Annotated in this window: 25 protein-coding genes; 13 read left to right on the forward strand and 12 right to left on the reverse strand. The window is 70.0% G+C overall.

Features of this window, described 5'->3' with window-relative positions; genetic code table 11:
* The first annotated feature begins 213 nt into the window (after positions 1-213).
* Together glgX and ACR9Y5_RS17765 are read left to right on the forward strand one after the other, a co-directional pair.
* The gene (glgX, locus tag ACR9Y5_RS17760) at positions 214-2,247 is read left to right on the forward strand and encodes a glycogen debranching protein GlgX (RefSeq protein WP_481299207.1); all 2,034 of its coding nucleotides are present in this window, start codon (positions 214-216) and stop codon (positions 2,245-2,247) included.
* Positions 2,247-3,104, forward strand: a complete 858-nt coding sequence (locus tag ACR9Y5_RS17765; protein WP_481299208.1) for a serine/threonine-protein kinase — start codon at positions 2,247-2,249, stop codon at positions 3,102-3,104. The genes glgX and ACR9Y5_RS17765 overlap by 1 nt, the downstream gene beginning before the upstream one ends.
* 126 nt (positions 3,105-3,230) lie before the next feature.
* Here the strand turns inward: ACR9Y5_RS17765 and ACR9Y5_RS17770 are convergent, their stop codons facing one another.
* Together ACR9Y5_RS17770 and ACR9Y5_RS17775 are read right to left on the reverse strand one after the other, a co-directional pair.
* Positions 3,231-5,591 (reverse strand): ATP-binding cassette domain-containing protein, encoded by a 2,361-nt coding sequence (locus ACR9Y5_RS17770; protein WP_481299209.1) that lies wholly within the window; start codon positions 5,589-5,591, stop codon positions 3,231-3,233.
* 35 nt (positions 5,592-5,626) lie between these two features.
* Positions 5,627-6,196 (reverse strand): dihydrofolate reductase family protein, encoded by a 570-nt coding sequence (locus tag ACR9Y5_RS17775; protein WP_481299210.1) that lies wholly within the window; start codon positions 6,194-6,196, stop codon positions 5,627-5,629.
* Between the two features lie 47 nt (positions 6,197-6,243).
* Between ACR9Y5_RS17775 and ACR9Y5_RS17780 the strand changes: the two genes are divergently transcribed.
* Entirely contained in the window at positions 6,244-7,254 is a 1,011-nt protein-coding gene (locus tag ACR9Y5_RS17780; protein WP_481299211.1) for a PHP domain-containing protein, read from the forward strand.
* Positions 7,255-7,364: 110 nt separating this feature from the next.
* Here the strand turns inward: ACR9Y5_RS17780 and ACR9Y5_RS17785 are convergent, their stop codons facing one another.
* The 3 genes from ACR9Y5_RS17785 to ACR9Y5_RS17795 all read right to left on the reverse strand — a co-directional run bounded on the left by ACR9Y5_RS17785 (position 7,365) and on the right by ACR9Y5_RS17795 (position 10,439).
* Positions 7,365-8,138, reverse strand: coding sequence for a hypothetical protein (locus ACR9Y5_RS17785; protein WP_481299212.1), 774 nt, complete (start codon positions 8,136-8,138; stop codon positions 7,365-7,367).
* A 70-nt stretch (positions 8,139-8,208) separates the two neighbouring features.
* On the reverse strand, positions 8,209-8,703 hold the full coding sequence (locus ACR9Y5_RS17790; RefSeq protein WP_481299213.1) for a MarR family winged helix-turn-helix transcriptional regulator: 495 nt from the start codon (positions 8,701-8,703) through the stop codon (positions 8,209-8,211).
* Positions 8,704-8,726: 23 nt separating this feature from the next.
* Positions 8,727-10,439 carry an MDR family MFS transporter gene (locus ACR9Y5_RS17795; protein WP_481299602.1) on the reverse strand — a complete coding sequence of 571 codons (1,713 nt, stop codon included), beginning with the start codon at positions 10,437-10,439 and terminating at the stop codon, positions 8,727-8,729.
* Positions 10,440-10,673: 234 nt separating this feature from the next.
* Here ACR9Y5_RS17795 and ACR9Y5_RS17800 point away from each other — a divergent pair, with 234 nt between their 5' ends.
* The 4 genes from ACR9Y5_RS17800 to ACR9Y5_RS17815 all read left to right on the forward strand — a co-directional run bounded on the left by ACR9Y5_RS17800 (position 10,674) and on the right by ACR9Y5_RS17815 (position 14,711).
* Positions 10,674-11,372, forward strand: coding sequence for a phosphatase PAP2 family protein (locus ACR9Y5_RS17800; protein ID WP_481299214.1), 699 nt, complete (start codon positions 10,674-10,676; stop codon positions 11,370-11,372).
* Between the two features lie 85 nt (positions 11,373-11,457).
* On the forward strand, positions 11,458-12,159 hold the full coding sequence (locus tag ACR9Y5_RS17805; RefSeq protein ID WP_481299215.1) for a M23 family metallopeptidase: 702 nt from the start codon (positions 11,458-11,460) through the stop codon (positions 12,157-12,159).
* A gap of 150 nt (positions 12,160-12,309) precedes the next feature.
* Positions 12,310-14,208, forward strand: a complete 1,899-nt coding sequence (locus ACR9Y5_RS17810) for a sigma-70 family RNA polymerase sigma factor (RefSeq protein WP_481299216.1) — start codon at positions 12,310-12,312, stop codon at positions 14,206-14,208.
* A 215-nt stretch (positions 14,209-14,423) separates the two neighbouring features.
* Entirely contained in the window at positions 14,424-14,711 is a 288-nt protein-coding gene (locus ACR9Y5_RS17815) for a hypothetical protein (protein WP_481299217.1), read from the forward strand.
* Here ACR9Y5_RS17815 and ACR9Y5_RS17820 read toward each other — a convergent pair.
* On the reverse strand, positions 14,708-15,826 hold the full coding sequence (locus ACR9Y5_RS17820; RefSeq protein WP_481299218.1) for a S1C family serine protease: 1,119 nt from the start codon (positions 15,824-15,826) through the stop codon (positions 14,708-14,710). The two genes, ACR9Y5_RS17815 and ACR9Y5_RS17820, sit on opposite strands and share 4 nt — an antisense overlap.
* Before the next feature lie 184 nt (positions 15,827-16,010).
* On the opposite strand from ACR9Y5_RS17820, the gene ACR9Y5_RS17825 reads away from it, so the two are divergent.
* The 3 genes from ACR9Y5_RS17825 to ACR9Y5_RS17835 all read left to right on the forward strand — a co-directional run bounded on the left by ACR9Y5_RS17825 (position 16,011) and on the right by ACR9Y5_RS17835 (position 18,820).
* Positions 16,011-16,172 (forward strand): hypothetical protein, encoded by a 162-nt coding sequence (locus tag ACR9Y5_RS17825; RefSeq protein WP_481299219.1) that lies wholly within the window; start codon positions 16,011-16,013, stop codon positions 16,170-16,172.
* 105 nt (positions 16,173-16,277) lie between these two features.
* On the forward strand, positions 16,278-16,502 hold the full coding sequence (locus ACR9Y5_RS17830; protein ID WP_481299220.1) for a hypothetical protein: 225 nt from the start codon (positions 16,278-16,280) through the stop codon (positions 16,500-16,502).
* 38 nt (positions 16,503-16,540) lie between these two features.
* On the forward strand, positions 16,541-18,820 hold the full coding sequence (locus tag ACR9Y5_RS17835) for a helix-turn-helix transcriptional regulator (RefSeq protein WP_481299221.1): 2,280 nt from the start codon (positions 16,541-16,543) through the stop codon (positions 18,818-18,820).
* A 64-nt stretch (positions 18,821-18,884) separates the two neighbouring features.
* Here ACR9Y5_RS17835 and ACR9Y5_RS17840 read toward each other — a convergent pair whose 3' ends face one another.
* Together ACR9Y5_RS17840 and wecB are read right to left on the reverse strand one after the other, a co-directional pair.
* The gene (locus tag ACR9Y5_RS17840; RefSeq protein WP_481299222.1) at positions 18,885-19,442 is read right to left on the reverse strand and encodes an RNA polymerase sigma factor; all 558 of its coding nucleotides are present in this window, start codon (positions 19,440-19,442) and stop codon (positions 18,885-18,887) included.
* Positions 19,443-19,542: 100 nt separating this feature from the next.
* Positions 19,543-20,715: a non-hydrolyzing UDP-N-acetylglucosamine 2-epimerase gene (gene wecB, locus ACR9Y5_RS17845; protein ID WP_481299223.1), complete on the reverse strand. Its 1,173-nt coding sequence runs from the start codon at positions 20,713-20,715 to the stop codon at positions 19,543-19,545.
* A 115-nt stretch (positions 20,716-20,830) separates the two neighbouring features.
* On the opposite strand from wecB, the gene ACR9Y5_RS17850 reads away from it, so the two are divergent.
* Positions 20,831-21,115, forward strand: a complete 285-nt coding sequence (locus tag ACR9Y5_RS17850; protein ID WP_481299224.1) for a GNAT family N-acetyltransferase — start codon at positions 20,831-20,833, stop codon at positions 21,113-21,115.
* Here ACR9Y5_RS17850 and ACR9Y5_RS17855 read toward each other — a convergent pair.
* The 4 genes from ACR9Y5_RS17855 to ACR9Y5_RS17870 all read right to left on the reverse strand — a co-directional run bounded on the left by ACR9Y5_RS17855 (position 21,075) and on the right by ACR9Y5_RS17870 (position 23,776).
* Complete coding sequence (locus tag ACR9Y5_RS17855; RefSeq protein ID WP_481299225.1) at positions 21,075-21,446, reverse strand: hypothetical protein; 372 nt, start codon at positions 21,444-21,446, stop codon at positions 21,075-21,077. The genes ACR9Y5_RS17850 and ACR9Y5_RS17855 overlap by 41 nt on opposite strands.
* A 70-nt stretch (positions 21,447-21,516) precedes the next feature.
* Positions 21,517-22,566, reverse strand: coding sequence for a lipoate-protein ligase LplAB (lplAB, locus tag ACR9Y5_RS17860; protein WP_481299226.1), 1,050 nt, complete (start codon positions 22,564-22,566; stop codon positions 21,517-21,519).
* Between the two features lie 33 nt (positions 22,567-22,599).
* A complete protein-coding gene (locus ACR9Y5_RS17865) occupies positions 22,600-22,821 on the reverse strand; it encodes a hypothetical protein (protein ID WP_481299227.1) in 222 nt (73 codons plus the stop codon).
* 79 nt (positions 22,822-22,900) lie between these two features.
* The gene (locus tag ACR9Y5_RS17870; protein ID WP_481299228.1) at positions 22,901-23,776 is read right to left on the reverse strand and encodes an alpha/beta fold hydrolase; all 876 of its coding nucleotides are present in this window, start codon (positions 23,774-23,776) and stop codon (positions 22,901-22,903) included.
* An 84-nt stretch (positions 23,777-23,860) separates the two neighbouring features.
* Between ACR9Y5_RS17870 and ACR9Y5_RS17875 the strand changes: the two genes are divergently transcribed.
* Together ACR9Y5_RS17875 and ACR9Y5_RS17880 are read left to right on the forward strand one after the other, a co-directional pair.
* Positions 23,861-24,280: a MarR family winged helix-turn-helix transcriptional regulator gene (locus tag ACR9Y5_RS17875; protein WP_481299229.1), complete on the forward strand. Its 420-nt coding sequence runs from the start codon at positions 23,861-23,863 to the stop codon at positions 24,278-24,280.
* 5 nt (positions 24,281-24,285) lie between these two features.
* Positions 24,286-25,584, forward strand: a complete 1,299-nt coding sequence (locus ACR9Y5_RS17880) for an MFS transporter (protein ID WP_481299230.1) — start codon at positions 24,286-24,288, stop codon at positions 25,582-25,584.
* The last annotated feature ends 21 nt before the right edge of the window (positions 25,585-25,605 follow it).

Below are 25,605 nucleotides of genomic sequence, written 5' to 3' on the forward strand. Positions count from 1 at the left end.
CCGATCGCTCGATCGTCACTAATGACACCATCCGTCACCGCCGGCCCGCCGCTTATAGACCCGGCCGCCCTCTGTCAATGCCTGGCTGGACGCTCCGATCCGCAGGTATCGTGGCGGTCTACCGCCGATCGGAGGCACCGTGCCCCACCCTTGCCCCCTGCTCCGCCGCTTCTCCCGCAGCACCACCGCGCCGCTGACCAGCGGAGCGGCCGAGTGACCGCGTCGACGCCGTACCCGCTGGGCATCACGCTGCGCGAGGGCGGCGCCAACGTCGCGGTGTACAGCGAGCACGCCGTCACGGTGATCGTCTCCCTCTTCGACGCGCGCGGCCGGGAGACGCAGACCGTCCTCCCCGAGCGCAGCGGCCACGTCTTCCACGGCTTCGTCCCGGGTCTCGTGCCCGGCGCGCGCTACGCGTACCGGGTCGACGGCCCCTGGGACCCGGCCAACGGCCTCCGCTTCTCCCCCGCCAAAGTCCTCCTCCCGCCCCAGGCGCGCGCGGTCACCGGATCCTGGGACAACACGCAGGCCGTCTTCGGCCACCAGCTGGGCCGGCCCAAGCGTCGCAGCGACACGAACGGCGCGCGCCACGTCGCGCTGGGCGTCGTCATCGACCGGCAGGAGTTCGACTGGGGCGACCACGAGCGCCCGCACACCCCGCTCAGCGAGACCATCATCTACGAGATGCACGTGAAGGGCTTCACCAAGCTGATGGAGTGGGTTCCCGAGGAGTTCCGCGGCACCTACGCCGGCCTCGCGCACCCAGCCGCCGTCGAATACCTCAAGAACCTCGGCGTCACCGCGGTCGAGCTGCTGCCCGTCCACCAGTTCGTCCAGGATGCGCACCTGCAGGAGAAGGGCCTCCGCAACTACTGGGGCTACAACTCCATCGGGTTCTTCGCGCCGCACAACGAGTACGCCGCGACCGGCGACACCGGCCACCAGGTGGACGAGTTCAAGGGCATGGTCAAGGCGCTGCACGCGGCCGGTATCGAGGTCATCCTCGACGTGGTCTACAACCACACCGCCGAGGGCAACGACCTCGGCCCGACGTACAGCTTCAAGGGCATCGACAACCCGTCGTACTACCGGCTGGTCGACGGGGACGCCGCGCACTACTTCGACACCACCGGGACCGGCAACAGCTTCAACGTGAGCCATCCGGCCGCTCTGCAGGTGATCATGGACTCGCTCCGCTACTGGGTCGAGGACATGCACATCGACGGCTTCCGGTTCGACCTGGCGACCACACTCACCCGCCAGGGCGGCGACGCGAGCCTCCACAGCGCGTTCCTCACGCTCATCCAGCAGGACCCGACGCTCGCCCAGGTGAAGCTGATCGCCGAGCCGTGGGATGTCGCGGGCTACCAGCTGGGCGGCTTCCCGGCCGACTGGTCGGAGTGGAACGGCAAGTTCCGCGACGACGTGCGCGACTTCTGGCGCGGCACGCCCGGCGTGCTCTCCACGCTCTCGCAGCGCGTGCTCGGCAGCCCGGACATCTACGAGGACTCCCGGCGCGCGCCGCTGTCGAGCGTCAACTTCGTCACCGCGCACGACGGCTTCACCCTCGCCGACCTCACCAGCTACAACGAGAAGCACAACGAGGCCAACGGCGAGGACAACCGCGACGGCGAATCCGACAACCGTTCGAGCAACTACGGCATCGAGGGCCCGACCGACGACCCCGGCATCAACGCCTTCCGCACCCGCCAGCGCAAGAACTTCCTCGCCACCCTCCTGCTCTCGGCGGGCGTGCCGATGATCCTCGGCGGCGACGAGATCGGCCGCACCCAGCGGGGCAACAACAACGCCTACTGCCAGGACAACGAGATCTCCTGGTTCGACTGGGAGCACGCCGACTGGGAGCTGCACGAGTTCACCTCGAAGCTCATCCAGCTGCGCCGCAGCGAGCCCGCGCTGCGTCCAGTCTGGTACCGGCACGCGCCCGACGTGGGCGGCCCGGACGTCGTGTGCATCCTCCGCGCCGACGGCGAGCCGTTCTCCGACGAGGACTGGTCCGACCCGGAGGCCCGCTCGATCGCGTTCGAGCTGCGTCACGAGGGCTCCGACTCGTTCCTGCTCATGCTCAACGGCGCGGGCAACGGCGTCGAGTTCGTGCTCCCCGAGGCGACCGGTGCGCACTGGGAGCTCGAATTGTCGAGCGACCCGGAGCTCCAGCTCCACGACGGCGACAGCGTCATCCTCGGCGAGTCGTCCTTCGCCCTCCTGAGGTCCCGGAACAGCTGATGCCCGAATCCAGCATCCCTGCACTGCTCGGCCGCTACCGCCCGCAGCACGTCATCGGTCGCGGCGGCGAGGCGAGCATCTTCCGCGCCGTCGACGAACTGCTCGGCCGCGAGGTCGCCATCAAGCTCTACCGCTCCGGCGGCGAGGAGGAGATGGCGCAGTACCGCACCGAGCAGGCGGCCCTGGCGCGGCTCAGCCACCACGGCATCGTGTCCCTCATCGACGCGGGGATCGACTACTCCTCGCCCAAGGATCCACGGCCGTTCCTCATCATGGAGCTGGTGTCCGGCACGGATCTGGCGGAGATGCTGGCCCAGCGGGAGCTGACGCTGGAGGAGATCGCCGAGGTCGCGTACGACATCTCCGAGGCGCTGGAGTACGTGCACGCGAACGGCGTGGTGCACCGCGACATCAAGCCGTCGAACATCATGCTCGTCTCCTACGGCACCACGACCTTCCGCGCCCGCGCACGGCTCACCGACTTCGGCATCGCCAGCGGCATCCGCGGCGCTCCGTCGCAGCCCGACGAGGGCAAGACGACCGGCACCGCCGCCTACCTGAGCCCCGAGCAGGCGATGCGCCGGCCCGCCACCCCGGCGAGCGACATCTACTCGCTCGGCCTGGTACTGCTCGAGTGCTTCACCCGCTCGGTCACCTACCCCGGCGCCGCGGTGGAGTCGGCGCTCGCCCGGCTGGAGCACGAGCCGCCGGTGCCCGACGATCTGCCCGACGACTGGACGCGCATCCTGCTCGCCATGACCTCGAGCGACCCGGCCGCGCGCCCGACCGCGGAGCAGCTGACCCCGATGTTCCGGGGAGCGGTCATCTCCGCCGCCGGCCTGCAGCAGAAAGTGTGACCACGCAGGCCCGGGATGCGACAGCCGACGACGCGACGACCGTTGCGATCGAGGATCGCGCCGCCATGGGCGACAACCGGACGACGTCGGCCTCCATGCCGCCCCCGTCGCTGGCGGATCGCGTCGCTAGCGGATCGCGTCGCTGGGCGCCCCGACGTACTCCGCCAGGTGCCGCCCGGTGAGCGTCGACCGGTCGGCGATCAGCTCGGCGGGCGTCCCCTCGAACACGATCCGCCCTCCATCGTGGCCCGCGCCGGGACCGAGGTCGATGATCCAGTCGGCATGCGCCATCACCGCCTGGTGGTGCTCGATGACGATGACCGACTTTCCCGCATCCACCAGCCGGTCGAGCAGCCCGAGCAGCTGCTCGACGTCGGCCAGGTGCAGGCCGGTCGTCGGCTCGTCGAGAACGTAGACGCCGCCCTTCTCGGCCATGTGCGTGGCGAGCTTCAGCCGCTGCCGCTCCCCGCCCGACAGCGTCGTGAGCGGCTGGCCGATCGTCAGGTAGCCGAGGCCGACATCCGCCAGGCGTTTCAGGATGGCATGCGCCGCCGGCAGCTTGGCCTCGCCCTCCGCGAAGAACGCCTCGGCCTCGCTGACCGGCATCGCGAGCACCTGGCTGATGTCGCGGCCGCCGAGCCTGTACTCCAGCACCGAGTCGTCGAAGCGACGCCCCTCGCAGACTTCGCAGACCGTCGAGACGCCCGCCATCACACCGAGGTCGGTGTAGATGACGCCGGCGCCGTTGCAGTTCGGGCAGGCGCCCTCGGAGTTGGCGCTGAAGAGCGCCGGCTTCACGCCGTTCGCCTTCGCGAACGCCTTGCGGATCGGCTCCAACATGCCGGTGTAGGTCGCCGGGTTGCTGCGCCGCGACCCGCGGATCGCGCCCTGGTCGACCGACACGACGCCTTCACGCGGTGCGACCGAGCCGTGGATGAGCGAGCTCTTACCCGACCCGGCCACCCCGGTCACGACCACCAGCACGCCCAGCGGGATGTCGACATCCACCCCCTGCAGGTTGTGCGCGGAGGCGCCGCGCACCTCGAGCGCGCCCTTCGACGTGCGGACCGCCACCTTGACGCGGGCGCGGTCGTCCAGGTGGCGTCCGGTCAGCGTGCCGCTGCTGCGCAGTCCTTCGACCGTGCCCTGGAAGACGACCTCGCCTCCCTGCGCCCCCGCCAGTGGACCGAGGTCGACCACGTGGTCGGCGATCTGGATCGCCTCCGGCTTGTGCTCGACCACCAGCACCGTGTTGCCCTTGTCGCGCAACTGGAGCAGCAGCTCGTTCATCCGCTGGATGTCGTGCGGGTGCAGGCCGACGGTCGGCTCGTCGAAGACGTACGTGATGTCGGTGAGCGACGACCCGAGGTGGCGGATCATCTTCGTGCGCTGCGCCTCGCCGCCGGAGAGCGTGCCCGACGGCCGGTCGAGCGAGAGGTAGCCGAGCCCGATCTCCACGAAGGAGTCGAGCAGGTGCTGGAGGTTCCTGAGCAGCGGCGCCACCGACGGCTCATCGAGCGACCGGACCCAGGCCGAGAGGTCGGTGATCTGCATCGCGCAGGCGTCGGCGATGCTGATCCCTGCGATCTTGGACGACCGCGCGCTCTCGCTGAGGCGCGTCCCGCCGCATTCCGGGCACGCGGTGAAGGTGACCGCCCGCTCCACGAAGGCCCGGATGTGCGGCTGCATGGCATCCACATCCTTCGACAGCATCGACTTCTGCAGCTTCGGCACCAGACCCTCGAAGGTCAGGTTGATGCCGTTGATCTTCACCTTGGTGGGCTCGTGGTAGAGGAAGTCGTTCCGCTCGCTCTCGGTGAAGTCGCGGATCGGCTTCGTCGGGTCGAAGAACCCGGACTCGCTGAAGATGCGCACGCCCCAGCCGTCGGCCGTGTAGCCCGGGACGGTGATCGCGCCTTCGGAGAGCGACTTGCTGTCGTCGAACAGCTGCGTCAGGTCGATGTCGCTGACGGAGCCCATGCCCTCGCACCGCGGGCACATCCCGCCGAGCTGGCTGAACTCGCGCTTCTCCGTCTTGCCGCCGACGGTCAGCGCGCCGCTCCCTGTCACCGAGGGGATGTTGAACGAGAAGGCCTGCGGCGACCCGATGTGCGGCTGACCGAGCCTGCTGAACAGGATGCGGAGCATCGCATTGGCGTCCGTCACCGTCCCTACCGTGGAGCGCGCGTTCGCGCCCATCCGCTCCTGGTCGACGATGATGGCCGTGGTCAGCCCCTCGAGCACGTCGACGTCCGGCCGCGACAGCGTCGGCATGAAACCCTGGACGAACGCGCTGTAGGTCTCGTTGATCATCCGCTGCGACTCGGCCGCGATGGTGCTGAAGACCAGCGAGCTCTTGCCCGATCCGGAAACCCCGGTGAAGACGGTGAGCCGGCGCTTGGGCAGCTCCACATCCACGTTCTTCAGATTGTTCTCGCGTGCCCCCTGCACGCGGATCACGTCATGGCTGTCGGCCGTCGCGGTCATGTCGAGTCCCTCCATCGAGCCTGACCCACGGTATATCAGGCGGCGCCGTCTGCGGCCACGATGCGGTAACGGAGCCGGGCGAACTGCCCCACGGCCTCCGCCGACTCCAGCCGCAGCCGGTCCGACTCCACGCGACGCGGGAACAGCGGTGCGCCGCCGGTGAGCGCGACCGGCGCGATCGACACGGCCAGCTCGTCCAGTGCCCCCGCGTCGAAGAACTGGCCGGCCAGGTCGCCGCCGCCGACGACCCAGATGGCTCCGTCTCCCGCCGCTGCACGGATCGCCGGCAGCGCGTCGGTCACGGAGCCGGAGACGAAGCGGATGTCCGCACCCTCGGGCGCCGGGAGCTCGCGGTGCGTGAAGACGAACGTGGGCCGCGTGCCGTGGAACTCCTGCCACTTCTCCGGATGCTCCAGCACGCCCGTCTCGCGCAGCACCCACTCGTACGTGGTGCGCCCCTCGACCATCACCGTCGCGTCGCTCGGGATCAGGCCTTCCGCGGGCTCGTCACCACCGGGCACCGCGAACAGCCACGCGAGCGAGTCGTTCTCGTCCGCGATCCACCCGTTGATGGTCGCGGCGGTGTCGAAGACGATTCTCCCCATGCGGCCGACGGTACCGGGCGCCACCGACACGGTGGGAGCATGGGCGCATGGATGCCGTCGACGCCCTGAACGAGATCGCCTTCTGGCTGGAGCGCGAGCTCGCCCCCAGCTTCAAGGTGCAGGCCTTCCGCCGGGCCGCCGCGACCATCGACGGCGTCGGTGACGAGGAGCTCGCCGCGCGCGTGGCGGACGGACGGCTCAAGCGCACGAAGGGCATCGGCGACCGCACGTTCCAGGTCATCGCGCAGGCGGTCGAGGGCGAGGTGCCCGCCTACCTGGCGGACCTGCGCGAGCGCAACGCCGCGCCGCTCGACAGCGGCGGCCTCGAGCTGCTCGCCCAGCTGCGCGGCGACCTGCACAGCCACACCGAGTGGTCCGACGGCACCGTCCCGATCGCCGTCATGGCCGCCGCGGCCGCGACCCTCGGCCGCGAGTACCAGGCGATCACCGACCACTCCCCCACATTGACGGTCGCGAGCGGCCTCTCCCCCGAGCGGCTGGAGGAACAGCTGGGGGTGATCGCCGACCTCGACACCGGGTCCGTCACTCTGCTCACCGGCATCGAGGTCGACATCCTCGAGGACGGCACCCTCGATCAGACCCCCGAGCTGCTGGACCGGCTGGATGTGGTGGTCGGCAGCGTCCACTCCAAGCTCCGCTCCGACAAGCGGACCATGACGAAGAGGATGCTCGGGGGCATCCGGGACCCGCACACGAACGTCCTGGGCCACTGCACCGGTCGTCTCGTGCAGGGGTCGCGCGGCACCCGTCCGCCGTCGGAGTTCGACGCCGACGCGGTGTTCGCGGCGTGCGTCGAGAACCAGGTGGCCGTCGAGATCAATTCGCGCCCTGAACGGCAGGATCCGCCGGACGACCTCATCCAGCGCGCCCTCGACGCGGGCTGCCTGTTCTCGATCGACACCGACGCGCACGCGCCCGGACAGCTCGACTTCCTCGCCTACGGCGCGGCGCGCGCGGCCGCCAACGGCGTCCCCGCCGACCGCATCATCACCACCTGGCCCCTCGCCCGCCTCCGCGCCCACCTCGCCAAGCAGTAGCCCCAGATCGTCGAGGTGCACGTCGTTGCGCTCGACACGCCGCAGGAGTGCACAACAACGTGCACCTCGACGAAGGGGGACGAGGCGGAGGGATGCGGGAGAGCGGCGGCTCAGAGGCCCCAGGCGGAGGACGGGGCCTGCACGATCTCGACCGGCCGCGTGCTCCAGTGGGTGCCGTTACCGTAGTGGCTGGTCGCCCACGGCGACGCCCAGATCGCGGCCGCGGTCGTGTCGGCCGACGTGCCCGCCTCGAGTCCGGCGACGATCCCCGGGTAGCCGCGCTGCAGGTTCTTCGCGCAGTACTCGGCCGCCGTGATCAGGTCCGGGTAGCTCCCCAGACCCGCGCCGCCGCCCGAGCCGTAGCCGTTGTTGAGCGGGTTGTTGCGGTTCCACCAGTCCGGCGGCCCGTTCTCCTGCCGCATCCAGCGCAGCATCACGGTGACGTTCGCGTCGGTCTGCGGCCAGCCGCCGAACATGAGCACGAGCTTCGCCCAGGCCTCGTTGGTGCCGACCCGCGCCAGGGTCTGCAGCCCGTCCGTTGCGCTGAGGTTCTCGCGGTCCACGACGGGAGCCGCGATCGTCGCATCCACCAACAGGTGCTGCGGGGGCGCAGCGACCGGCCCCTCACCGGGAGCGGCCGGGGCCAGCGTCGTGTCGGGAGCGATCTGCAGGCTCGAGGCGAGCGCATCGTCGGTGGGAACGATCGAGAACCCGCAGACCAGACCGATCACGGCCAGCGTCACTCCCACCCGATGGCGGAGCGGCAGCACGGGCCGGCGCTTGCCCTTCGGCAGCCGGATGCGCACCCGCTGCGACGGCACGGCCGCGCGGCGGCCCGCCGAACGGCGGCCGCGGGGGCGGAGGGGGGCGGATGCAGGCTGCATACCGGATGAAGGGTACCAGCGTCCCCTTGGAACGCCAGCGGGAGTATCCGCAGGAAGGCCGTCGCGAGCCCTACCGCGTGACCTCGTTCAGCCGGCCCAGCAGCTCGGCCAGACGGCGCACATCCTCCTCACCCCACCGGCGCAGACCCTGGTACAACGTCGCCTGATCGGCTGCGCGCACCTCGTTGACCTTCTCGATCGCCTCCGGGGTGGCCGCGATGAAGCTGGCCCGCCGGTCGGTGGGGTCGGTGCGGCGCTCGACGAACCCCATGTCTTCGAGAAGTCTCAGCTGCCGGCTGATGACGCTCTTGTCCGTGTACAGGAGGGCCGCGAGCGCACCCGCGTGGATGGGGCCGCTGCGCACGATGGTGGTGAGCAGCTTGTAACCGCCCGGCTGCAGGTCGGGGTGGATGCGCTCCGCGCGGTCGCGCATCGCCGTGCCCACCTGGTTGAACAGCCGGGTGAATTGCTCCTCGACCTCCGAGATCGCCGCGTCGGTCGCCTGCTCCGGCGCAGCGGGGAGGGTGGCGGAGGAGCCCGCCGCCACCCGCTCCGTGTTGTCCATGGCCGCGATCATAACGCGCTGCTCTAGCGGCCGTTCCCAGCGGTGGTCTCGGCCGGAGCTGTGCTCGGCACGGTGACCGGCGCCTCGCGGCGGACCGCGGTGACCGATCCGGTCGCCGGTGCACCGATCAGCGCCTCCGCCACCTCGAGCGCGTTCTCCTCCGCTGTCTCGAGCGTCGTCTCGCCGCCCTCGCCGTTCTCCTCGCGCATCCGCTCGATGGCGGTCTTGCTGCCGAGGCGGATGTTCGGCAGGAACAGGATCGCGATGACGCTGATCACCGCGAGCGGAACCGCGACCAGGAAGATGTCCGCGACGGACTGGCCGTACACCGATTCCACGATCGTGCGGATCGGCAGGGGCAGGGTGTCGACCTCCGGCAGCGTGCCGCTCTGCAGCGACTTCGCCGCCTCGACGCCCTTCGCGCCGAGCGTGGCGACGGCGGCCATCAGGTCGTCCTTGCGCTCGGTCATCAGGTTCGTCACCGTGGTGCCGAGGATGGAGCCCATGACCGAGACGCCGATCGTCCCGCCGAGGCTGCGGAAGAAGGCGACGTTCGAGCTCGCCGCTCCGAGCTGGTCGGCGCGCACGGTGTTCTGCACGATGAGCACCAGGTTCTGCATCACCATGCCGACGCCCGCACCGAGGATGAGCATGTAGACGGAGACGAGCCAGTAGTTCGTGTCGTACTCGATCGTGCTCATCAGGTAGAGCCCGACGGTCAGCAGCACGGAGCCGGCGATCATGAAGCCCTTCCAGCGGCCGAACCGGCTGATCAGGTTACCCACGATCATGGAGGAGAGCAGCAGTCCGAGGATCATCGGCAGCGTCAACAGACCCGACTCGGTCGGCGTCGCGCCACGCGCCAGCTGCATGTACTGGCCGAGGAACACCGACGTGCCCAACATGGCGACGCCCACCGAGACCGACGCGACGACCGCGAGCGTGAACGTGCGGTTCTTGAACATCCCCAGCGGGATGATCGGCTCCTTCACCAGGAGCTCCGTCACGATCGTGGCGAGGATCAGCGCGATCGCACCTCCGACCATCCACATGGTCTCGGCGCTCCACCAGTCGAAGTTCTTGCCGGCGAGCGACACCCAGATCAGCAGCAGCGAGACGCCTCCCGCGAGGAAGATCGCACCGAGGTAGTCGATGCGCACCTTCCGCGCCGGCCGCTTGGGCAGGCGCAGGGTGAGCTGCAGCAGGATGATCGCGACGACCGCGACAGGCACGCCCACGAAGAAGTTCCAGCGCCAGCCGACCGAGTCGGTGAGCAGCCCGCCGATCAGCGGGCCTCCGACCGTGCCGACCGCCATGATGCCGCCGAACAGGCCCATGTACCGGCCGCGCTCCCGCGGGCTGATGATGTCGGCCATGATGATCTGGCTGAGCGCGGTCAGACCACCGGCGCCGAGGCCCTGCACGACGCGGAACCCGATGAGCATGTTGGTGTCCTGCGAGAAGCCGGCCATCGCCGAACCGGCGACGAAGATCACGAGGGCGAGCTGGATGAGCAGCTTGCGGTTGAGCAGGTCGGCGAGCTTGCCCCAGATCGGCGTGGACACGGTGGTCGCGAGCAGCGTGCTCGTCACGACCCACGTGTATGCGGTCTGGTCGCCGTGGAGTTCGGAGATGATCCGCGGCATCGAGGTCGAGACGACCGTGCCTGCGAGGATCGAGACGAACATTCCGAGGAGGAGTCCGGAGAGGGATTCGAGCACCTGCCGGTGCGACATCACGACCGGTGACCCGTCCCTGGAGAGCGTTGTTGACATGTGGATCCTTCGCACAATTGGTTGACGACGATCAACCATATACAATTAGGTGACCGAAGTCAACTAACATCGTGCAGCACTGCATTATTTCCAAGGGTGCAAAAATGCTTTGCGTTCCGCGTCGACTGAGGGTCCTCGAAGCGACCGCGGGCGCTTCTCCAGGCTTCGGCGGCCGTCGCTCCCTACTCTCGGAGGATGGCCTCCCGTCACGCACGCTCCTGGTCGCTGCTCACCCCCGTCCACTGGATCGTGTGGAGCGTCGCGCTCTTCGTCGTCACCATCGCCCTCGGGCTGGCCGCCAAGGCCATCCCCGCGCTGCGCATCGAGGGCCTCGACGCGGCCGTCAACCGCGTCTACTCCCCCCTGCTCGACGATGCCGCCCTGGTGCTCGACCGGCTCGACAGTCCTTCCGTCGTCGCCGCCATCCTGGTCGTCGTCTTCGTCCTCCTGCTGTTCGCGGTGGGATGGCGGCGAGCGCTCGGCGCGTGCGTCGCGACCGGCGCAGGCTGGCTCACCACGCTCGTCGTGAAGACAGTGGTCGCCCAGCCTCGGCCGACGACGGGCGGGCTGACGCACATCCTGCACATCTCTCCCGCCACGCTCAGTTACCCGAGCGGCCACGTGGTCTTCGCCGCGGCGCTCGTCACCGCGCTCGTCATGGTGAGCCGCGGCGCGCTCGCCCGCACGGTCGTGCTCGTCGTCGGCGTGCTCTTCGTCCTCGCCGTCGGCTGGTCACGGCTGTACGTCGGCGTGCACTACGGGACCGATGTCGTCGGAGGGATCCTCAACGGAGTCGCGGGCGCGGTTCTCGTCGCCGGGCTGTGGAACATCGCAACCCGCGGCCGCGCCGCGCGACGCGAGGATGCGCGAAGCGAGTACGCCGTCGCGGACTAGGTAGTCGTTCGGTAGTCCGACGGTCCCGCCGGGACCGTCGCGCGGGGGATCGTCGGAGAACCGATCCCCGAACCGAAGGACCGCGATGCTCCGCAGACTCTCCGCCGCCGCCCTCAGCGCGCTCCTGTTCATCGGGGTGACGGATGCGGCGGGGGCGAGCGCCGCGACGGCTCGCGCGACGGCGGAGCCGGAGGCGCTCGTCCTCACACCGCCGGCACCGCGCGTCGTGCCGGACACCCGGTCCGAACTGCGCGACCTGCCGCCCGCGCCGCCGGTCGACCCTGCCGCACCCCAGGCCGCCGCCGTCGCGCCCCCGGTCGAGGAGCTTCCGCCCGCTCCCGCACCCGCGGCGCCGCTCGCCACCTGGCCGGTGAACCCGGGCCTGCCCGTCACCGACGGGTTCGGTCCGCGCGAGGCGCCCACTGCCGGAGCCTCGGCGAACCACCGCGGGGTCGATTTCGGCGCGCCCGCCGGGACCCCGGTCGTCGCGGCAGCGGCCGGCACCGTCACCCGGGTGGTCGCCGTGGACGCGGGCGGCTGCGGCATCGAGGTCGTGATCCAGCACGACGCCTCGGTCGGCTCGGCGAGCACCCGCTACTGCCACCTGCTCGACGGGTCGCCCCTGGTCGAGGTCGGAAGCGCGGTGAGCGCGGGCCAGCGGATCGCCGCCGTCGGGAGCACGGGCGTCTCCACCGGCACGCACCTCCACTTCGAGGTGCTGCTGCCGGGCGGCGCGGCGATCGACCCGCTGCCCTGGCTCGGGCAGCACACGATCCCCGCGAGCTGACGCCTCGCGTCAGCCTCGTCCGCCGCTGCCGGTCGCTACGGACGAGCGCCCGAACGCTTGCGAAAAAAGTATTCGCTCGACGCGTCACGATCCCATTCCGCGCCCGTCTTAGTAGATAAACCATCACTCTGCCCGTGAGGACCCGACCTTATGACTACTGCCCTCGACGACGCGTCCGACGCCGAGCTGCTCGCGCACGCCCGCGCGGGAGATCTCGTGGCATACGGCGTGCTCTGGAAGCGCCATTGGCAGGCCGCTCGCGGCATGGCCGCCTCCGTCACCACCCGGTTCGAGGCCGACGATCTGGCCTCCGAGGCGTTCGCGCGAATCCTCAAAGCCGTCGAGCGCGGCAAGGGGCCCAAGAGCGGATTCCGCTCGTACCTGGCCACGACGGTCCGCAATGTGGCGATCGACTGGTCCCGCCGCAAATCGTCTCCCAACCTCGAAGACCCTGACGCGCTCGAAGACTGGTCGTACAGCGAACTGACCGCCCTGGACAAGATCGAGCGCGAGACGATCGCCCGCGCGTTCTACGCGCTGCCGGACAGCTGGCAGGAGGTCCTCTGGTACATGCAGGTCGAGGACATGTCGCCGCGCGACGTCGCTCCGATTCTCGGCCTCACCCCGAACGCCGTCTCGGCTCTGGCCGTGCGTGCGCGCGAAGGTCTCCGGCAGTCGTGGATCAACGCCCATCTCGCCGAGCTCGGTCCGGGTGACCCCGCGCACGCCTGGACGATCAAGCGCCTGGGCAGCCATGTCCGCGGCCGACTGTCGAAGGCCGACCGCAAGCGCATCGAAGACCACCTGAGCGAATGCGGTTCCTGCAGCGATGCCGCCGGCGAGGCCGACCGAGTCGGGTCCAAGCTGGCGCTGGGAATTCTTCCACTCATCCTCGGGGCGACCGGCGCGGCCGCCTACACGGAGTGGCTGAAGTCCCCTTCCGCGGCGGTCGCCTCGTCGGTCACCGCGGGCGGGCCACCAAGTTCGGCGGCCGATCGCCTCAAGCGCCTTCTCAACGAGTCGGGTTCGCACACCGGCCTCGCCGCCGTCGCCACCAGTGTGATGGTGGCGGCGGCGCTCACGGTGGGGGGTGTCCTGGCGACGCAGGCCGGCAACGCCGACAGCGTTCCATCCAGCGACGCCCTACGGGCACCTCAGGAAACGGATGCCCGTCCCGGAGACTCCTCACCCAGCACCCCACCCAGCCGCACGGCTCCGTCGCCCAGTGACCAGAACGCGGACGAACCGCCCCGTGAGACGGCGGCGCCGTACCCCGCACCCCTCCTTCCCGCGTACACATCCGACGCAGAGCCGGCCGTTGACCAGCACCCTCCCCTGCTCCCCGCCGACAACCCTGCTCCGCCGACCGACGGCACCGGAATCTCCACCGATCCGGGCGGGGTGGATCCAGCCGAGCGCCGGGAGAGGGCTGTGCGGGTGGTTCCCGCGGCGGACACACTGCTCGCCTTCCGCTTGGACGATGGCGACGCTCCGACCGCAGTCGACTTCGTCCACCAGCTGACAGGGCGATACGACCGCTCCACGGACGGTTCATCCTGGGCGCTCCGGGATGAGACGCTCCGCGAGCCCGTCGACGTGTTCACCGTGCAGATCTGGTTCAAGACGGCGGTCGGCGGCGGCCGGTTGATCGGATTCAGCTCGGCCGACCAGGGCCCCTCGACGCGATACGACCGCCACCTCTTCCTCACCGACGACGGCAAAGTCGTCTTCGGCGTCTATCCGGGCACCGTGCGCACGATCTCCTCCGCGAAGAGCTACGCAGACGATGAGTGGCACCTTGCCACCGCATCGCTGTCCGAGGCGGGAATGGCGCTGTATGTGGACGGCGACCGAGTCGCCGAAGACCGCTCCGTGACCCACGCCCAGGACTTCCAGGGGTACTGGCGCGTGGGCGATGACCGTCTCGACAACTGGGGACCGGAAACCCCGGCGCGTACAGCCTTCGACGGAACGCTCGAGTACGCGGCGGTCTACACGACCGCATTGACGCCCGAGCAAGTTCGCGCTCAATGGGATCTCGGAAAATGACGCCGCGAGCGTCAGGATCTTCGATCTCATCCGTCTCTATTCCTGGGAGCGCGAATCGGGCGTCGCGCTCTCGCCGGTGATGTGACCGCTAGGTCCCTTCACCGGGGAACGGCTCCGGTTCTTCCGACGGGTACGGGAGAGCCGGGCCGTTTCCGCCCCTCACCGTTGACGACCGGGCGTCCGTCGCCCCTGTGCCCCGAGAGGACGAGATGAGAATGACGTCGTACAGCCCACGCGAGCGCGCCGCGCGGCTCATCCAGGTCATCACCGACGGCTGGCGCGGAGAAGTCGTCACACCGCTCATCCCCCGCGACCCGACCTCCCCCTTGCGGTCCGCGCTGCTCAACGAGCGGTCCGACCGACTCACCGAGCTGCGGGTCCTCGACTTCCGCGTCTACGACACGGTGCGCGTGGAAGAGACCGGGTCGGCGGACACGTACCGGATCATCGACCGGTTCAAATGCTCCGCTGCGTCGCCGACTCCCCCGGCCTGGGCGTCCTAGCCGCTCCCCAGCGTCACCTCGGTCGTCGCGCTCGTGCCGTCGCGCTCGTAGGTCACCTTCACCTGGTCGCCCGGCTTGTGGGTCAACTGGATCGCCGTCAGGTCGTCGATGCTCCCGACCGGCTTGCCGTCCACTCGGGTGATGATGTCACCGGGCTGGATCCCCGCCTGGTCGGCAGGACCCCCGGGCGTGACCGACTGCACGTAGAGCCCGCTCTGTTCGCTCCCCTGCTCACCGGCCTGGATGGGAGCGACACCGATGCCGAAGGTCGGGTACACGACCTTCCCGGTGTCGATGATCTGCTGCGCGATGGGGATGGCCACGGCCTCGGGGATCGCGAACCCGATCCCGACGCTGCCGCCGCCGGCGACGCCGTTCGCGCCGGGAACCGTCGCGATGGCGGAGTTCACGCCGACGAGTCTCCCGTCGCAATCGACCAGCGCACCCCCCGAGTTCCCCGGATTGATGGATGCGTCGGTCTGGATGGCATCGGCCAGCACAGCGTTCCGGTCGGTGTCGCTCTGCACGGGCACGGTCCGCCCCAGGGCGCTCACCACGCCGGTCGTCACGGTGCTCGACAGTCCGAGAGGCGCTCCGAGAGCGACCAGGGGCTGGCCGACCTGCAGTGTCGTGGAGTTCCCCTGCTGGATGACGGGAAGACCCGTCGCGTCGACCTTCACCACCGCGACGTCGGCGCGGGGCGAACGGCCGACCAGCTTCGCGGGATGAGTGCTCCCGTCGCTGTAGAGCACCGTGATCTCCGCTCCCTCGGCCGCGGGCGCGATCACGTGGTTGTTGGTCAGGATGTACCCGTCCGAGGTGATGACCTCCCCGCTTCCGGTGCCGCCCGAGCCGTCTGCGGCCGACACGCCGATGGTGACGATCGTCGGCAGCACGTCACGCGCGACCTGCTCGGCATCACAGACGGACTGCGTCGAGACCGCGGGAGTGCGGGAGGCGGTCAGCGCGCCGAGGCTGGTCGCACCGCGGAGGGCGAGACCACCGAGCGTGCCGGCGCCGAGCAGGATGACGGCGGCCAGGATCGCCAGCAGCACGATGGCCCACACCGGGAAGTGGCCGGGCCGATGCTCTTTTCCGTCGTTCGCTGAGGTCATGGGTTCTCCCCGTCTTGCTCCACACCGGTATGGTTGGCCGCCCGGCCTCTCCCTGGATAGACACTTGCGGTCTCCCCGCGGGCCGAACCGGTGATGACGCATTGCTTCGCCTGGCTAGCCAAAGCACCCCCGTACGGGGGAAGCTGGCTTCGTGCCCGCCGCGGCGGGCTGGACGGGGGGTCATGTGGACGACGACGAGATTCCCGCGCAGGCGCTGGGCGCCTGGCGTCACGCCTTCGACGATCCGCAGGTGGAACGGGTCGTGATCGCAGGCGAGATGGTGCGCGTCTGCTTACGCTCCGGTGTCGAATTGGAATGGCGAATCGACGAAACCGAGTCGTTATGAAAAATCACATCGAATTTGTAGTGCGCATCCCCCACTTCGCGGTGCACCATGTTGTCACCGAGATCGGCGGCCCCGACAGCCGCCGAGGCGGAAGGAGGCAGGCAGATGCTTGACGACAAGGACTACATCCACCCGCCCCACCCGCCGCGGCTCCGGGAGCATGTCGGCTTGATCCGTTGGCGGCGCAACGCCCAGGGCGACTGGGTGACGGAGACCATCACCGGGCAGTATGCCGGCGGCGACTCGCATCGGTGGGTCGTCCGGCTCTACTCCGGCGTCGAACTCGAGTACGACCTGGAGACCTGGGCGCCCTATCAGCCGCATCTCTGACATCCGGCGGGCCGGCCTGAACCGTCGATGGGAGTGGGATGCTCGCCTCCAACGCCACGCACGTCCTGCCTGCGCGCTTCGAGCCGCTGACGGGCCGCCGCGAGGAGATCTCGCAGGTGCGTCGCCTGCTCCAGACGTCCGCACGGGTGGTGACGTTTACCGGCGCACCGGGTGTCGGCAAGAGCACCATCGCGATCGCCGCGGCCGAGAGCATGGAGCGGTCGGTGGAGGGCGTCTGGTATGTGGACCTCCGTGATCGGACCGCGGACGTCGCGACGGCGATCGCCCACGAGCTGAGGGCCGATCCGGGAACGGACGCGCAGGATGCCATCACGGCTGCGATGAGTGACCGCCACCTGCTCCTGCTGCTGGACAACGTGGATGGGGTGGTCGCCGAGACGTCAGCACTCGTGACGGCGCTGCTCACGTCGTGCCGCTCCGTCCGTTTCGTCTGCACCAGCCGGGAGCCGCTGGCGACGCGCGCCCAGGCTCTGGTCGCCGTCCCCCCGTTCCCGATCGAGCGCCTGAGTGCGACGAGCGATGCCGTCCGCCTGTTCGTGGAGTGCGCTGCCGCCGGCGACGCCCTCTTCGCGCTCGACGACCGGGCCCTCCCGGACGTGGTGCGGATCTGCGAGAGGACCCGCGGCGTCCCGCTGGCCATCGAACTCGCGGCCGCTCAGCTCCAGTTCATGGACGTGCGGACCCTGGCCGACCGCATGGACGACCAGCTGGATGCGCTCGAGCCGCTGGACGGCACGGCGCGCTCTCTCCGTGGGGCGGTTCAGGACAGCTGGGACCGCTGCGATCCGGCCGAGCAGCGGGTGTGGGCCGAATTGAGCATCCTCGCTCCGGGCTGGGACCTGCCGCTCGGAGAAGCGATGGCCTCGCGCAGCGCGGAGGGGACATCGGAGGCCGCGCGGGTGGTCAAGCAACTGCTGCGGCGCTCGGTGGTCCATCGCCGCCGGACGGACGACGGGGTCCGCTACGAGCTGCTTCCCGCCATCCGCGAATTCGGTGCGGAGCGGCTGGGCGACGGCGACGCTGCGAAGGAGCACTTCGTCGCCTGCATGCTCGACCGGCTCCAGGATGCCGAGGAGAACTGGTTCTCCGCGCGGCAGCCGGAAATCCTGCGACGGGTCAGAGGTGATGTCCACAACATCCGTCAAGCGGTCTCGACGGCCGCGGCCCTGGGCCGCACGGATGACGCCATCCGGGTGGCGGGCACCGGGTGGCGTCAGGTCTGGCTCATCAACGGCACGACCGACGAGCTCTCGACCTGGCTGGGCGTGGCCCTGGCGTCGGGCATTCCATCGCCGTACTGGGAGTGTCTCGGCCGCGCGCTGCGGTCATGGGTCCTCGCGCTGTCGGGAAAGCCGGCGTTGGCCGCATCGGAGAAGCAGCTGGCTGACGCGGCTCTCCGGGTGGTCGCGGCCTCCGGCGACGGTGACGCAGAACGGGACTGCCTCATCGGCGTGCAGAGCGCGGCGGAGTTCGTCGAAACCGACCACGACCGCGGCATCGCGGCGGTCCGGGCGATCATCCGGGAGCAGGGCGAATCCGCCTACCGGTTCGGTCGGTACAACATGCCCCAACGATTGGCCGCCCGCCTGTTGGCCGCGGCGCGATGGGAGGAGGGGCGTCAGGTCGACGACGAGATCATCGAGCGCTCACGGAGCGTTGGTGACCGTTTCGAGCACTCGTTCTGCCTCACCACACGGGCGACAGCCGCGACAGCGGTCGATGACTTCGACACGGTCGAGAAGGACGCGCGTGAAGCGCTCCTGCTGAATCGCGGCCTGGGGAACGGGCTGGGCGTCGCACAGGCCCTCGAACTGCTGGCCGATGTGGCACGCGAGAAGGCCGACCCTGCGCGCGGTGCGACCCTGCTCGGGTGTGCTGGGGCGCGCTGGCGGGACGCGGGAGCGGTCCAGGCGAACTATCCTCCGTACTTCTTCGACCGGGAAGGTGTGGAGCGCGCCCTGCGGCTCCGCCTCGGCGACCCGGCGTTCGACCGGGCGTTCGCCTACGGACTAGAGCTGAGCGAGGACGAGAGCATCGACTTCGCCCTCCGCAATGTCGTGGAGGCCCGGCTTCGCTCGGACAACGCTCCGAGCCCGGCCGCTCCGGGGCTGACCCCGCGGGAAGCCCAGGTGGCGTCGCTGGTCGCGGAGGGGGACACCAACAAGACGATCGCGCGCAAGCTGTTCGTGTCCATCCGCACCGTGGAGTCGCACGTTCAGAACGCCCTCGTGAAGCTCGGTCTGCGCTCCCGGACGGAGCTGGCGGTCTGGTACCGGGAGCGGGCCGGCGCGCGGTGACCCGACGAGCGACCGCTCACCCGGAGGGCACGGCTCAGCGCGCATACCCTCCGGGGCGGACATCTCAGGCGGCGACGGCGTAGTCGTCGCGGGTGGCGGCGAGGGACTCGCGCAGGCCCCGGCGGGCGCGGGCGGCGAGGGCGGTGGCCGCCCCGACCGTCATCCCCATCGCCTCGGCCACGGTCGCCATCGGCAGGCCCTGCAGGCAGGAGAGGTGCAGCACCTGCTGCCACCGCTCGGGGAGCTGCCGGAACGGCTGCTCCAGGTCGCCCAGGTCGGTGACCTCGAACTCGTAGCTGCCCACGGCGGTGTCCGGGGTGAAGGGCACCATCGTGGCCCGGGAGTCGCGCCCGCCCCAGGTGGCGGCGACGTTGCGGATCGCGGTGCGGAGGTAGTGGGCGAATCCTTCGCGCGGTCCGTTCCCGTTGCGGAGAGCGGTGAGGACCTTGGCGAAGGCCTCCTGCACGACGTCCTCGGCGTCGTACCGGGCGGTCGTGGAGCGGGCCACGTGGTGGGCCCAGCCCTGGTAGCGGCTCCACAGCTCACCGAAGTGCGAATGCTCACCCTCGCGGACCATGCTCAGCAGCTCCAGGTCGGTCGGACGGTTCGTGGTCGCGGTCATCGTGGCTCCTCGGTCGGGGTCCGGATCGGGGGCTTCCCGATCCATGACCCCAGACTCGATTCCGTGCCCCACCGGCCAGAACGGCGGAACTACGGAGCCACTACCGAGATGCGGAGACCGCGGATGCCTCCCCCGCTTCGAAGTCGGGGAGGCGCTCGGCGCCGCCCAGGAGAGCGCCGAGCGCTGCCACGGTGCGGGCGGCCGCGTGCCCGTCGCCGAAGGGGCTGGCCGCGCGGGCCATGGCCGCGTGGCGGGCGGGCTCGGTCAGCAGTACGGCCGCCTCGTCGACGATCGTCTCGACGTGGGTGCCGACCAGGCGTGACGTGCCGGCCAGCACCGCCTCCGGCCGCTCGGTGGTCTCGCGGAGGACGAGCACCGGGGAGCCCAGCGCGGGCGCCTCCTCCTGCACCCCGCCGGAGTCGGTGAGGATGAGCGTCGCGCGGTCCATCAGGTGGACCATCTCCGGGAAGGCGACGGGAGCGGTGACGAGGATGTTCGGAGCCGTGCCCAGCGCCGCAAGCAGGTGCTCGCGCACCGCGGGGTTCGGGTGCGCCGGGAGCACGAACACGTGGCCCGGGAAGCGGGCCGCGAGCACCCGCACCGCCGTGCCGATGCGGCGCATCGGCTCTCCGTGGTTCTCGCGGCGGTGGGCGGTGACGAGCACGAGCGGGGCGTCGCCCGCCAGGGCGTGAGCGAGAGCCGGGTCGCCGAACTCGGGCGCTCGGTCGAGCATGAGGTGGAGCGCGTCGATGACGGTGTTGCCGGTGACCGCGATGCGCGCCTCCGGAACGCCCGAGGCCAGCAGGTTGCGCTTGGCGTGCGCCGTCGGCGCGAGATTCAGGCTGGCGATCTGCCCGATGATGCGACGGTTCGCCTCCTCGGGGAATGGGTCGAACAGGTCGCCGCTGCGCAGCCCGGCCTCGATGTGCACGACCGGGATCTTGCGCTCGAAGGCGGCGAGAGCCGCCGCCATCGCCGACGTCGTGTCGCCCTGCACGAGCACCGCATCCGGTGCGTGCCGGTCGAGCAGAGGCTGCAGGCCGGTCATGGTGCGCACGGTGATGTCGTGCAGCGTCTGCCGCGGCGTCATGATGCCGAGGTCCGCATCCGCCGTCACTCCGAACGTGGTGTTGACCTGGTCGAGGATGTCGCGGTGCTGCCCGGTGAGCACCACCGTGGGGCGGAAGAGCGGCGACTGCTGCAGCGCGCGGACGACGGGCGCCATCTTGATGGCTTCGGGCCGGGTGCCGTAGACCGGCATGACGGTGTGCACGGGTGGAGTCCTCTCGTCGGGGCGACGGCGACGATGCGCCTGTGCCTTGAAGAGACGAGCGGTGGCCGCCGACCCTGACGCGGGCCCGGCGGTTCTTCCGCGATAGCGTTGCGGCATGAGCTTGACCGTCGAGAACCAGCCCGATCAGTCCCGCTACGCGCTGCTGCAGGACGGCGATGTGATCGGTGTTGCCGAGTACGACCTCCGCGACGGCGCCATCGTGTTCACACACACCGAGGTGGATGAGGCCAAGCGCGAGAAGGGGATGGCATCGACGCTGGTGCGCACGGCCCTCGACGACGTCCGCGACAGCTCGGACCGCCGGGTGATCGCGACGTGCCCCTATGTGCGCCGCTGGCTCAGCGAGAACCCCGGCTACGCGGAGCTGCAGAAGCGGTAGCGCGGCCGTCCTCGCTCGGTGCGCGGCCCTCCGCCCGCTGACCATTGCCCGCCGTGCCGAGGTCGAGCGTGATCTTGCCGCCCTCCCAGCCGGTGTCGCCGCGGTCGCCGGGAAGCGGCGCCGGTGCGGGGAGGAGGGACTGCCGGTCGAGCTCCTGCTGGGCCTCGTGGCGTGCGGGCGCGAAGATCTCGTCGAAGGAGCCGCCGATGGCGCCGCTCATCGTCCCCGAGCCGCGGTGGGCCTTGTTGGAGAGGTCGATCCAGCCGAGCTTCGCGGCCACCACGATCACGGCGATGAACGCCACGACGATCCCCACGACCCACCAGTTCACGCATCAAGGGTACCGGAGCACCTGTGCGCTTCCTGGGTGCTGCCCGCGGCCGCAGAGGAGCGCGGGCGGCTCAGGGCACCCGGTACAGCCACTCCTCGGTGGCGAACTTGTCGGCCACCAGCTGCTCCGCCGCCGCGTACTCGGCATCGGTGAGGTCGCCGTCGGTCGCGCCGTACAGGTTGCGGAAGGTCAGCTTCATCTGCTCGATGATCTCGGCGCGGCTGAGGCCCGTCTGGCTCCGGAGCGGGTCGACACGCTTGGCGGCGCTGGTGATGCCCTTGTCGCTGATCTTCTCGCGGCCGATGCGCAGCACCTCGGTCATCTTCTGGCCGTCCATGTCGTAGCTCATGGTGACGTGGTGCAGCACGGCGCCGGAGCCGAGCCGCTTCTGCGCGGCCCCGCCGATCTTGCCGGAGGGGCTCGTGATGTCGTTGAGCGGTTGGTACACGGCGTCGATGCCCAGGGATTTGAGCGCGATGATCGCCCACTCGTCGAGGAACGCGTAGCTGTCGGCGAAGCTCATCCCCTGTACGAGGTCGGCGGGGGCGTAGATCGAGTAGGTGACGACGGACCCCGCCTCCATGAACATGGCGCCGCCGCCGGAGATGCGGCGCACCACCTGGATGCCGTACTTCTCCGCGTTGTCGGGGTCGACCTCGTTCTTCACCGACTGGAAGCTGCCGATGACGACGGCCGGCTCGTCCCACTCCCAGATGCGGAGCGTCGGACCGCGCCGCCCTTCGCCGACCTCGGTGGCGAGCACCTCGTCGAGCGCCAGGTGCATCTGCGGCGAGACGGCCTTGGCGTGCACGATCTGCCAGTCGTAGTCGCGCCAGCTCGTCGCCTTGGCGAGAGCGCGGCGGACGGTCACCGCGACGGCCTCCGGGGAGAAGCCGAGCAGCGTCGCTCCCTCGGGCAGTGCCTCTTTGACGGCGACGGCGATCGTCTTGGCATCGGCCTCGGCGGGCAGCCCGTTCACCGCGGCGTCGATGGCTTCGAGCGCGGAGTCCGGCTCGAGGAAGAAGTCTCCGGCGAGCTGGAAGTCCGAGATCCTCCCGTCGACCACCTCCAGGTCGACGACGACGAGCTTGCCACCAGGGACCTTGTACTCACCATGCATGGCATCAGCCTACGTCCGCCGGGCGGACGCTCGTCAGCGCGGCGGAGCGCCCGCTCCCCCGGGAGGATTCCCCCACTCGTCGAGCTGCTTGCCAGGCCGCCGGGCGAGCGTGACGCCGAGGCCGGCGATCAGGAGCACGAGCAGCAGCGCGAGGATGATGAAGATCGCGGTCAGGACCTCCGCGTGGTTGTTGACGGTGGCCGGATTGTCGATCGGCGCGAACCGCGCAAGGCCGAGTGCGGCGTACGAGAGCATGGTGGGCCTCCTCGCCTCCAGTGTCCGGGCGGGGCGCGCCGCGCGAAAGACAGTGGTGGGTCGGGGAGGCGTTCGCTGCTCAGGTGCGGCTCGGGAAGCGCTCCACCAGCCACTCGGTCAGATCGGCGAAGACCTCGGCCCGGTTCGTCTCGTTGAAGATCTCGTGGCGCGCGCCCTCGTAGACGATGGTGGTCACGTCGCTGAGGCCGGACCGGTCGCGGTACGCCCGTTCGAGCTTCCTGGCGCTCACCGGTCCGCCCAGAGGATCGTCGGAGCCCACCTGGATCAGCACGGGGACGTCGTGCGCGAGATGGCGGGACGGCCGTCCCAGCAGTCGCGCGGCGTCGGCCATCCCGAACAGCTTCTGCAGGGGCGTCAGGGTGGTGAGCGGGTCGTCGACGAAAGCCTGGGCGACGGCGGGGTCGCGGCTCAGCCATTCCGCCCCGGTGGTGCCGAGATGGGCGTGGCGCTTGTTCAGGTCGCCGCCGTTCATCGATCCCAGCATGCGGTAGGCGGTGCCGGAGAGCACCACCGCGTCGTACTCGTCGCTGTGCCGGTTGAGCAGCAGCTGGCCGATGAGCGACCCCCAGCTGTGTCCGACGTAGGCCAGCGGGAGTCCGGGGTTCTCGTCGCGGATGAGATCGCTGAAGGCGTGCACGTCCTTCACGGCGGCACGCAGCCCGCCGGGGCCGAGGCGCCCGAGACGGCTCGCGTCCCCCTTCCACTGCTCCATTCCGGTGCGCCCGTGGCCGAGATGGTCGTCCGCGTAGACGAGGAAGCCGGCGGCCGCGAGGTGCGCGCCCAGGTCGCGGTAGCGGCCCGCGTGCTCGCCGACGCCGTGGGCGAGCTGGACGACCGCCGCGGGCCGTGACCCCTGGGGAGGCGGCGCGTACACATCGAAGTGGATGCGGACGCCGTCTTCACCCTCGAAGGTCCGGTCCTGTTGACTCTGCACGCGCTCATTCTGTCGCACGTGGTGCGGCGCGGGGGTTTAGTTAGCGCGTCTAATTTGTTAGGCTAACTATGTATGAATGGACGAGTGTCGACCCACGACCTGAGCAGCGTCCTGCGAATCGCCGTCGCGCGCCTCTCCCGCCGCCTCCGTGCGGAGAAGGAGGACGACGAACTGAGCGACTCCCAGACCGCCACACTGGGCTACCTCGTGCGCGAGGGGTCCGGTACGATCGGCCGACTCAGCGCGTACGAGCGCGTCAAGCCGCCGTCGATGAACCGTACGGTGAACCGCCTCGAAGAGGCCGGATACGTCGAGCGCACCGCCGACGCCGCCGATGGGCGGAAGGTGATCGTGGTCCCGACCGAGCGGGGCGTGCGGCTGGTCGCCGAGACACGCCGGCGCCGCGACGCGTGGCTGCACCAGCGGCTCGAGAGCCTCAGCCCGGAGCAGCGTGAGACCCTGGCCGCCGCCTCCGAGATCATCCGGGAGCTCGCCGACTCGTGAGTGCCATGTTCCGCTCCCTCGCCGGGGTCAACTACCGGATCTGGGCGGCCGGCGCCATCGTGTCCAACGTCGGCACGTGGATGCAGCGCACCGCCCAGGACTGGATCGTCCTGACCCAGCTCACCCACAACAACGCGTCGGCCGTGGGCTTCGTGATGGCGCTGCAGTTCGGCCCGCAACTGCTCCTGCTCCCGGTGACCGGATGGGCGGCAGACCACCTCGACCGGCGCAAGCTCCTGATGGCCACGCAGGGCGCGATGGGCGCACTCGGTCTGGGGCTCGGCATCCTGACCGTGACGGGCATGGTGCAGCTATGGCAGGTCTACCTCTTCGCACTGCTGCTCGGCGTCGTGGCCGCGTTCGACGCCCCGGCCCGCCAGACGTTCGTCTCCGAGCTGGTCGCGGGACCGAACCTTTCCAACGCCGTGGCCCTCAACTCCGCGTCGTTCAACGCCGCCCGGCTCATCGGACCGGCGGTCGCGGGCCTCCTGACCGCTGCGGTCGGCGCCGGCTGGGTCTTCCTGATCAATGCGGCGACCTTCGGGGCTGTGCTGCTGTCCCTCGCCCTGCTGCACCGCGAACAGCTGTACCGAGCCGAGCGTGCGAAGCGGACACGCGGCGGATTGGTCGACGGGTTCCGCTACGTGCGCCGGCGCCCCGACATCCTGGTCATCCTGGTCATGGTCTTCCTGATCGGCACGTTCGGGCTCAACTTCCCGATCTTCATCTCGACCATGTCGGTGAGCGTCTTCCACCAGGGCGCCGGCGAGTACGGCCTCCTCTCGTCGATCATGGCCGTCGGGTCGGTGGTCGGCGCCCTGCTGTCCGCACGCCGGGACCGCCCGCGCGTCTCCCTGCTGTTCGCGGGCGCCGCCTTCTTCGGTTTCGGCTGCGCCCTGGCCGCCGTGATGCCGACCTACTGGCTGTTCGCCCTCGCCCTGATCGTGATCGGCGTCTCCTCGCAGACGCTTATGACCACGGCCAACGGAACGGTGCAGATGACGACCGACCCGCTCCTGCGCGGCCGGGTGATGGCGATCTACATGGCGATCTTCATGGGCGGGACCCCCATTGGTGCGCCGATCGTCGGCTGGGTCGCCGACACCTTCGGACCGCGCTGGGCGATGGGCGTCGGCGCCGCGAGCGGGTTCGCAGCCGCCCTCGTCGGGGTCTTCTACCTCATCCGGTACCGCGGCCTCCGGCTCCGCTTCGCAGGTCTGCGTCCGCGCTTCGTCCTCGCCCCGCGCGAGGTCGTCCGCGAGGAGCTGGAGGAGGCCGAGGCGACGGCCACGCGCACCTCCTGACGGCGGTGCGATACGGTGCCG

It is taken from the genome of Leifsonia sp. KNZ13-11D (assembly GCF_056754895.1).

What these genes read in the sequence shown, in the direction of transcription:
- ACR9Y5_RS17765 (WP_481299208.1), top strand. Translation starts at nt 2,247, where the DNA reads ATGCCCGAATCCAGCATCCCTGCACTGCTCGGCCGCTACCGCCCGCAG.
- ACR9Y5_RS17770 (WP_481299209.1), bottom strand. Translation starts at nt 5,591, where the DNA reads ATGACCGCGACGGCCGACAGCCATGACGTGATCCGCGTGCAGGGGGCA.
- ACR9Y5_RS17775 (WP_481299210.1), bottom strand. Translation starts at nt 6,196, where the DNA reads ATGGGGAGAATCGTCTTCGACACCGCCGCGACCATCAACGGGTGGATC.
- ACR9Y5_RS17780 (WP_481299211.1), top strand. Translation starts at nt 6,244, where the DNA reads ATGGATGCCGTCGACGCCCTGAACGAGATCGCCTTCTGGCTGGAGCGC.
- ACR9Y5_RS17785 (WP_481299212.1), bottom strand. Translation starts at nt 8,138, where the DNA reads ATGCAGCCTGCATCCGCCCCCCTCCGCCCCCGCGGCCGCCGTTCGGCG.
- ACR9Y5_RS17790 (WP_481299213.1), bottom strand. Translation starts at nt 8,703, where the DNA reads ATGGACAACACGGAGCGGGTGGCGGCGGGCTCCTCCGCCACCCTCCCC.
- ACR9Y5_RS17795 (WP_481299602.1), bottom strand. Translation starts at nt 10,439, where the DNA reads ATGTCGCACCGGCAGGTGCTCGAATCCCTCTCCGGACTCCTCCTCGGA.
- ACR9Y5_RS17800 (WP_481299214.1), top strand. Translation starts at nt 10,674, where the DNA reads ATGGCCTCCCGTCACGCACGCTCCTGGTCGCTGCTCACCCCCGTCCAC.
- ACR9Y5_RS17805 (WP_481299215.1), top strand. Translation starts at nt 11,458, where the DNA reads ATGCTCCGCAGACTCTCCGCCGCCGCCCTCAGCGCGCTCCTGTTCATC.
- ACR9Y5_RS17810 (WP_481299216.1), top strand. Translation starts at nt 12,310, where the DNA reads ATGACTACTGCCCTCGACGACGCGTCCGACGCCGAGCTGCTCGCGCAC.
- ACR9Y5_RS17815 (WP_481299217.1), top strand. Translation starts at nt 14,424, where the DNA reads ATGACGTCGTACAGCCCACGCGAGCGCGCCGCGCGGCTCATCCAGGTC.
- ACR9Y5_RS17820 (WP_481299218.1), bottom strand. Translation starts at nt 15,826, where the DNA reads ATGACCTCAGCGAACGACGGAAAAGAGCATCGGCCCGGCCACTTCCCG.
- ACR9Y5_RS17830 (WP_481299220.1), top strand. Translation starts at nt 16,278, where the DNA reads ATGCTTGACGACAAGGACTACATCCACCCGCCCCACCCGCCGCGGCTC.
- ACR9Y5_RS17835 (WP_481299221.1), top strand. Translation starts at nt 16,541, where the DNA reads ATGCTCGCCTCCAACGCCACGCACGTCCTGCCTGCGCGCTTCGAGCCG.
- ACR9Y5_RS17840 (WP_481299222.1), bottom strand. Translation starts at nt 19,442, where the DNA reads ATGACCGCGACCACGAACCGTCCGACCGACCTGGAGCTGCTGAGCATG.
- ACR9Y5_RS17850 (WP_481299224.1), top strand. Translation starts at nt 20,831, where the DNA reads ATGAGCTTGACCGTCGAGAACCAGCCCGATCAGTCCCGCTACGCGCTG.
- lplAB (WP_481299226.1), bottom strand. Translation starts at nt 22,566, where the DNA reads ATGCATGGTGAGTACAAGGTCCCTGGTGGCAAGCTCGTCGTCGTCGAC.
- ACR9Y5_RS17865 (WP_481299227.1), bottom strand. Translation starts at nt 22,821, where the DNA reads ATGCTCTCGTACGCCGCACTCGGCCTTGCGCGGTTCGCGCCGATCGAC.
- ACR9Y5_RS17880 (WP_481299230.1), top strand. Translation starts at nt 24,286, where the DNA reads ATGTTCCGCTCCCTCGCCGGGGTCAACTACCGGATCTGGGCGGCCGGC.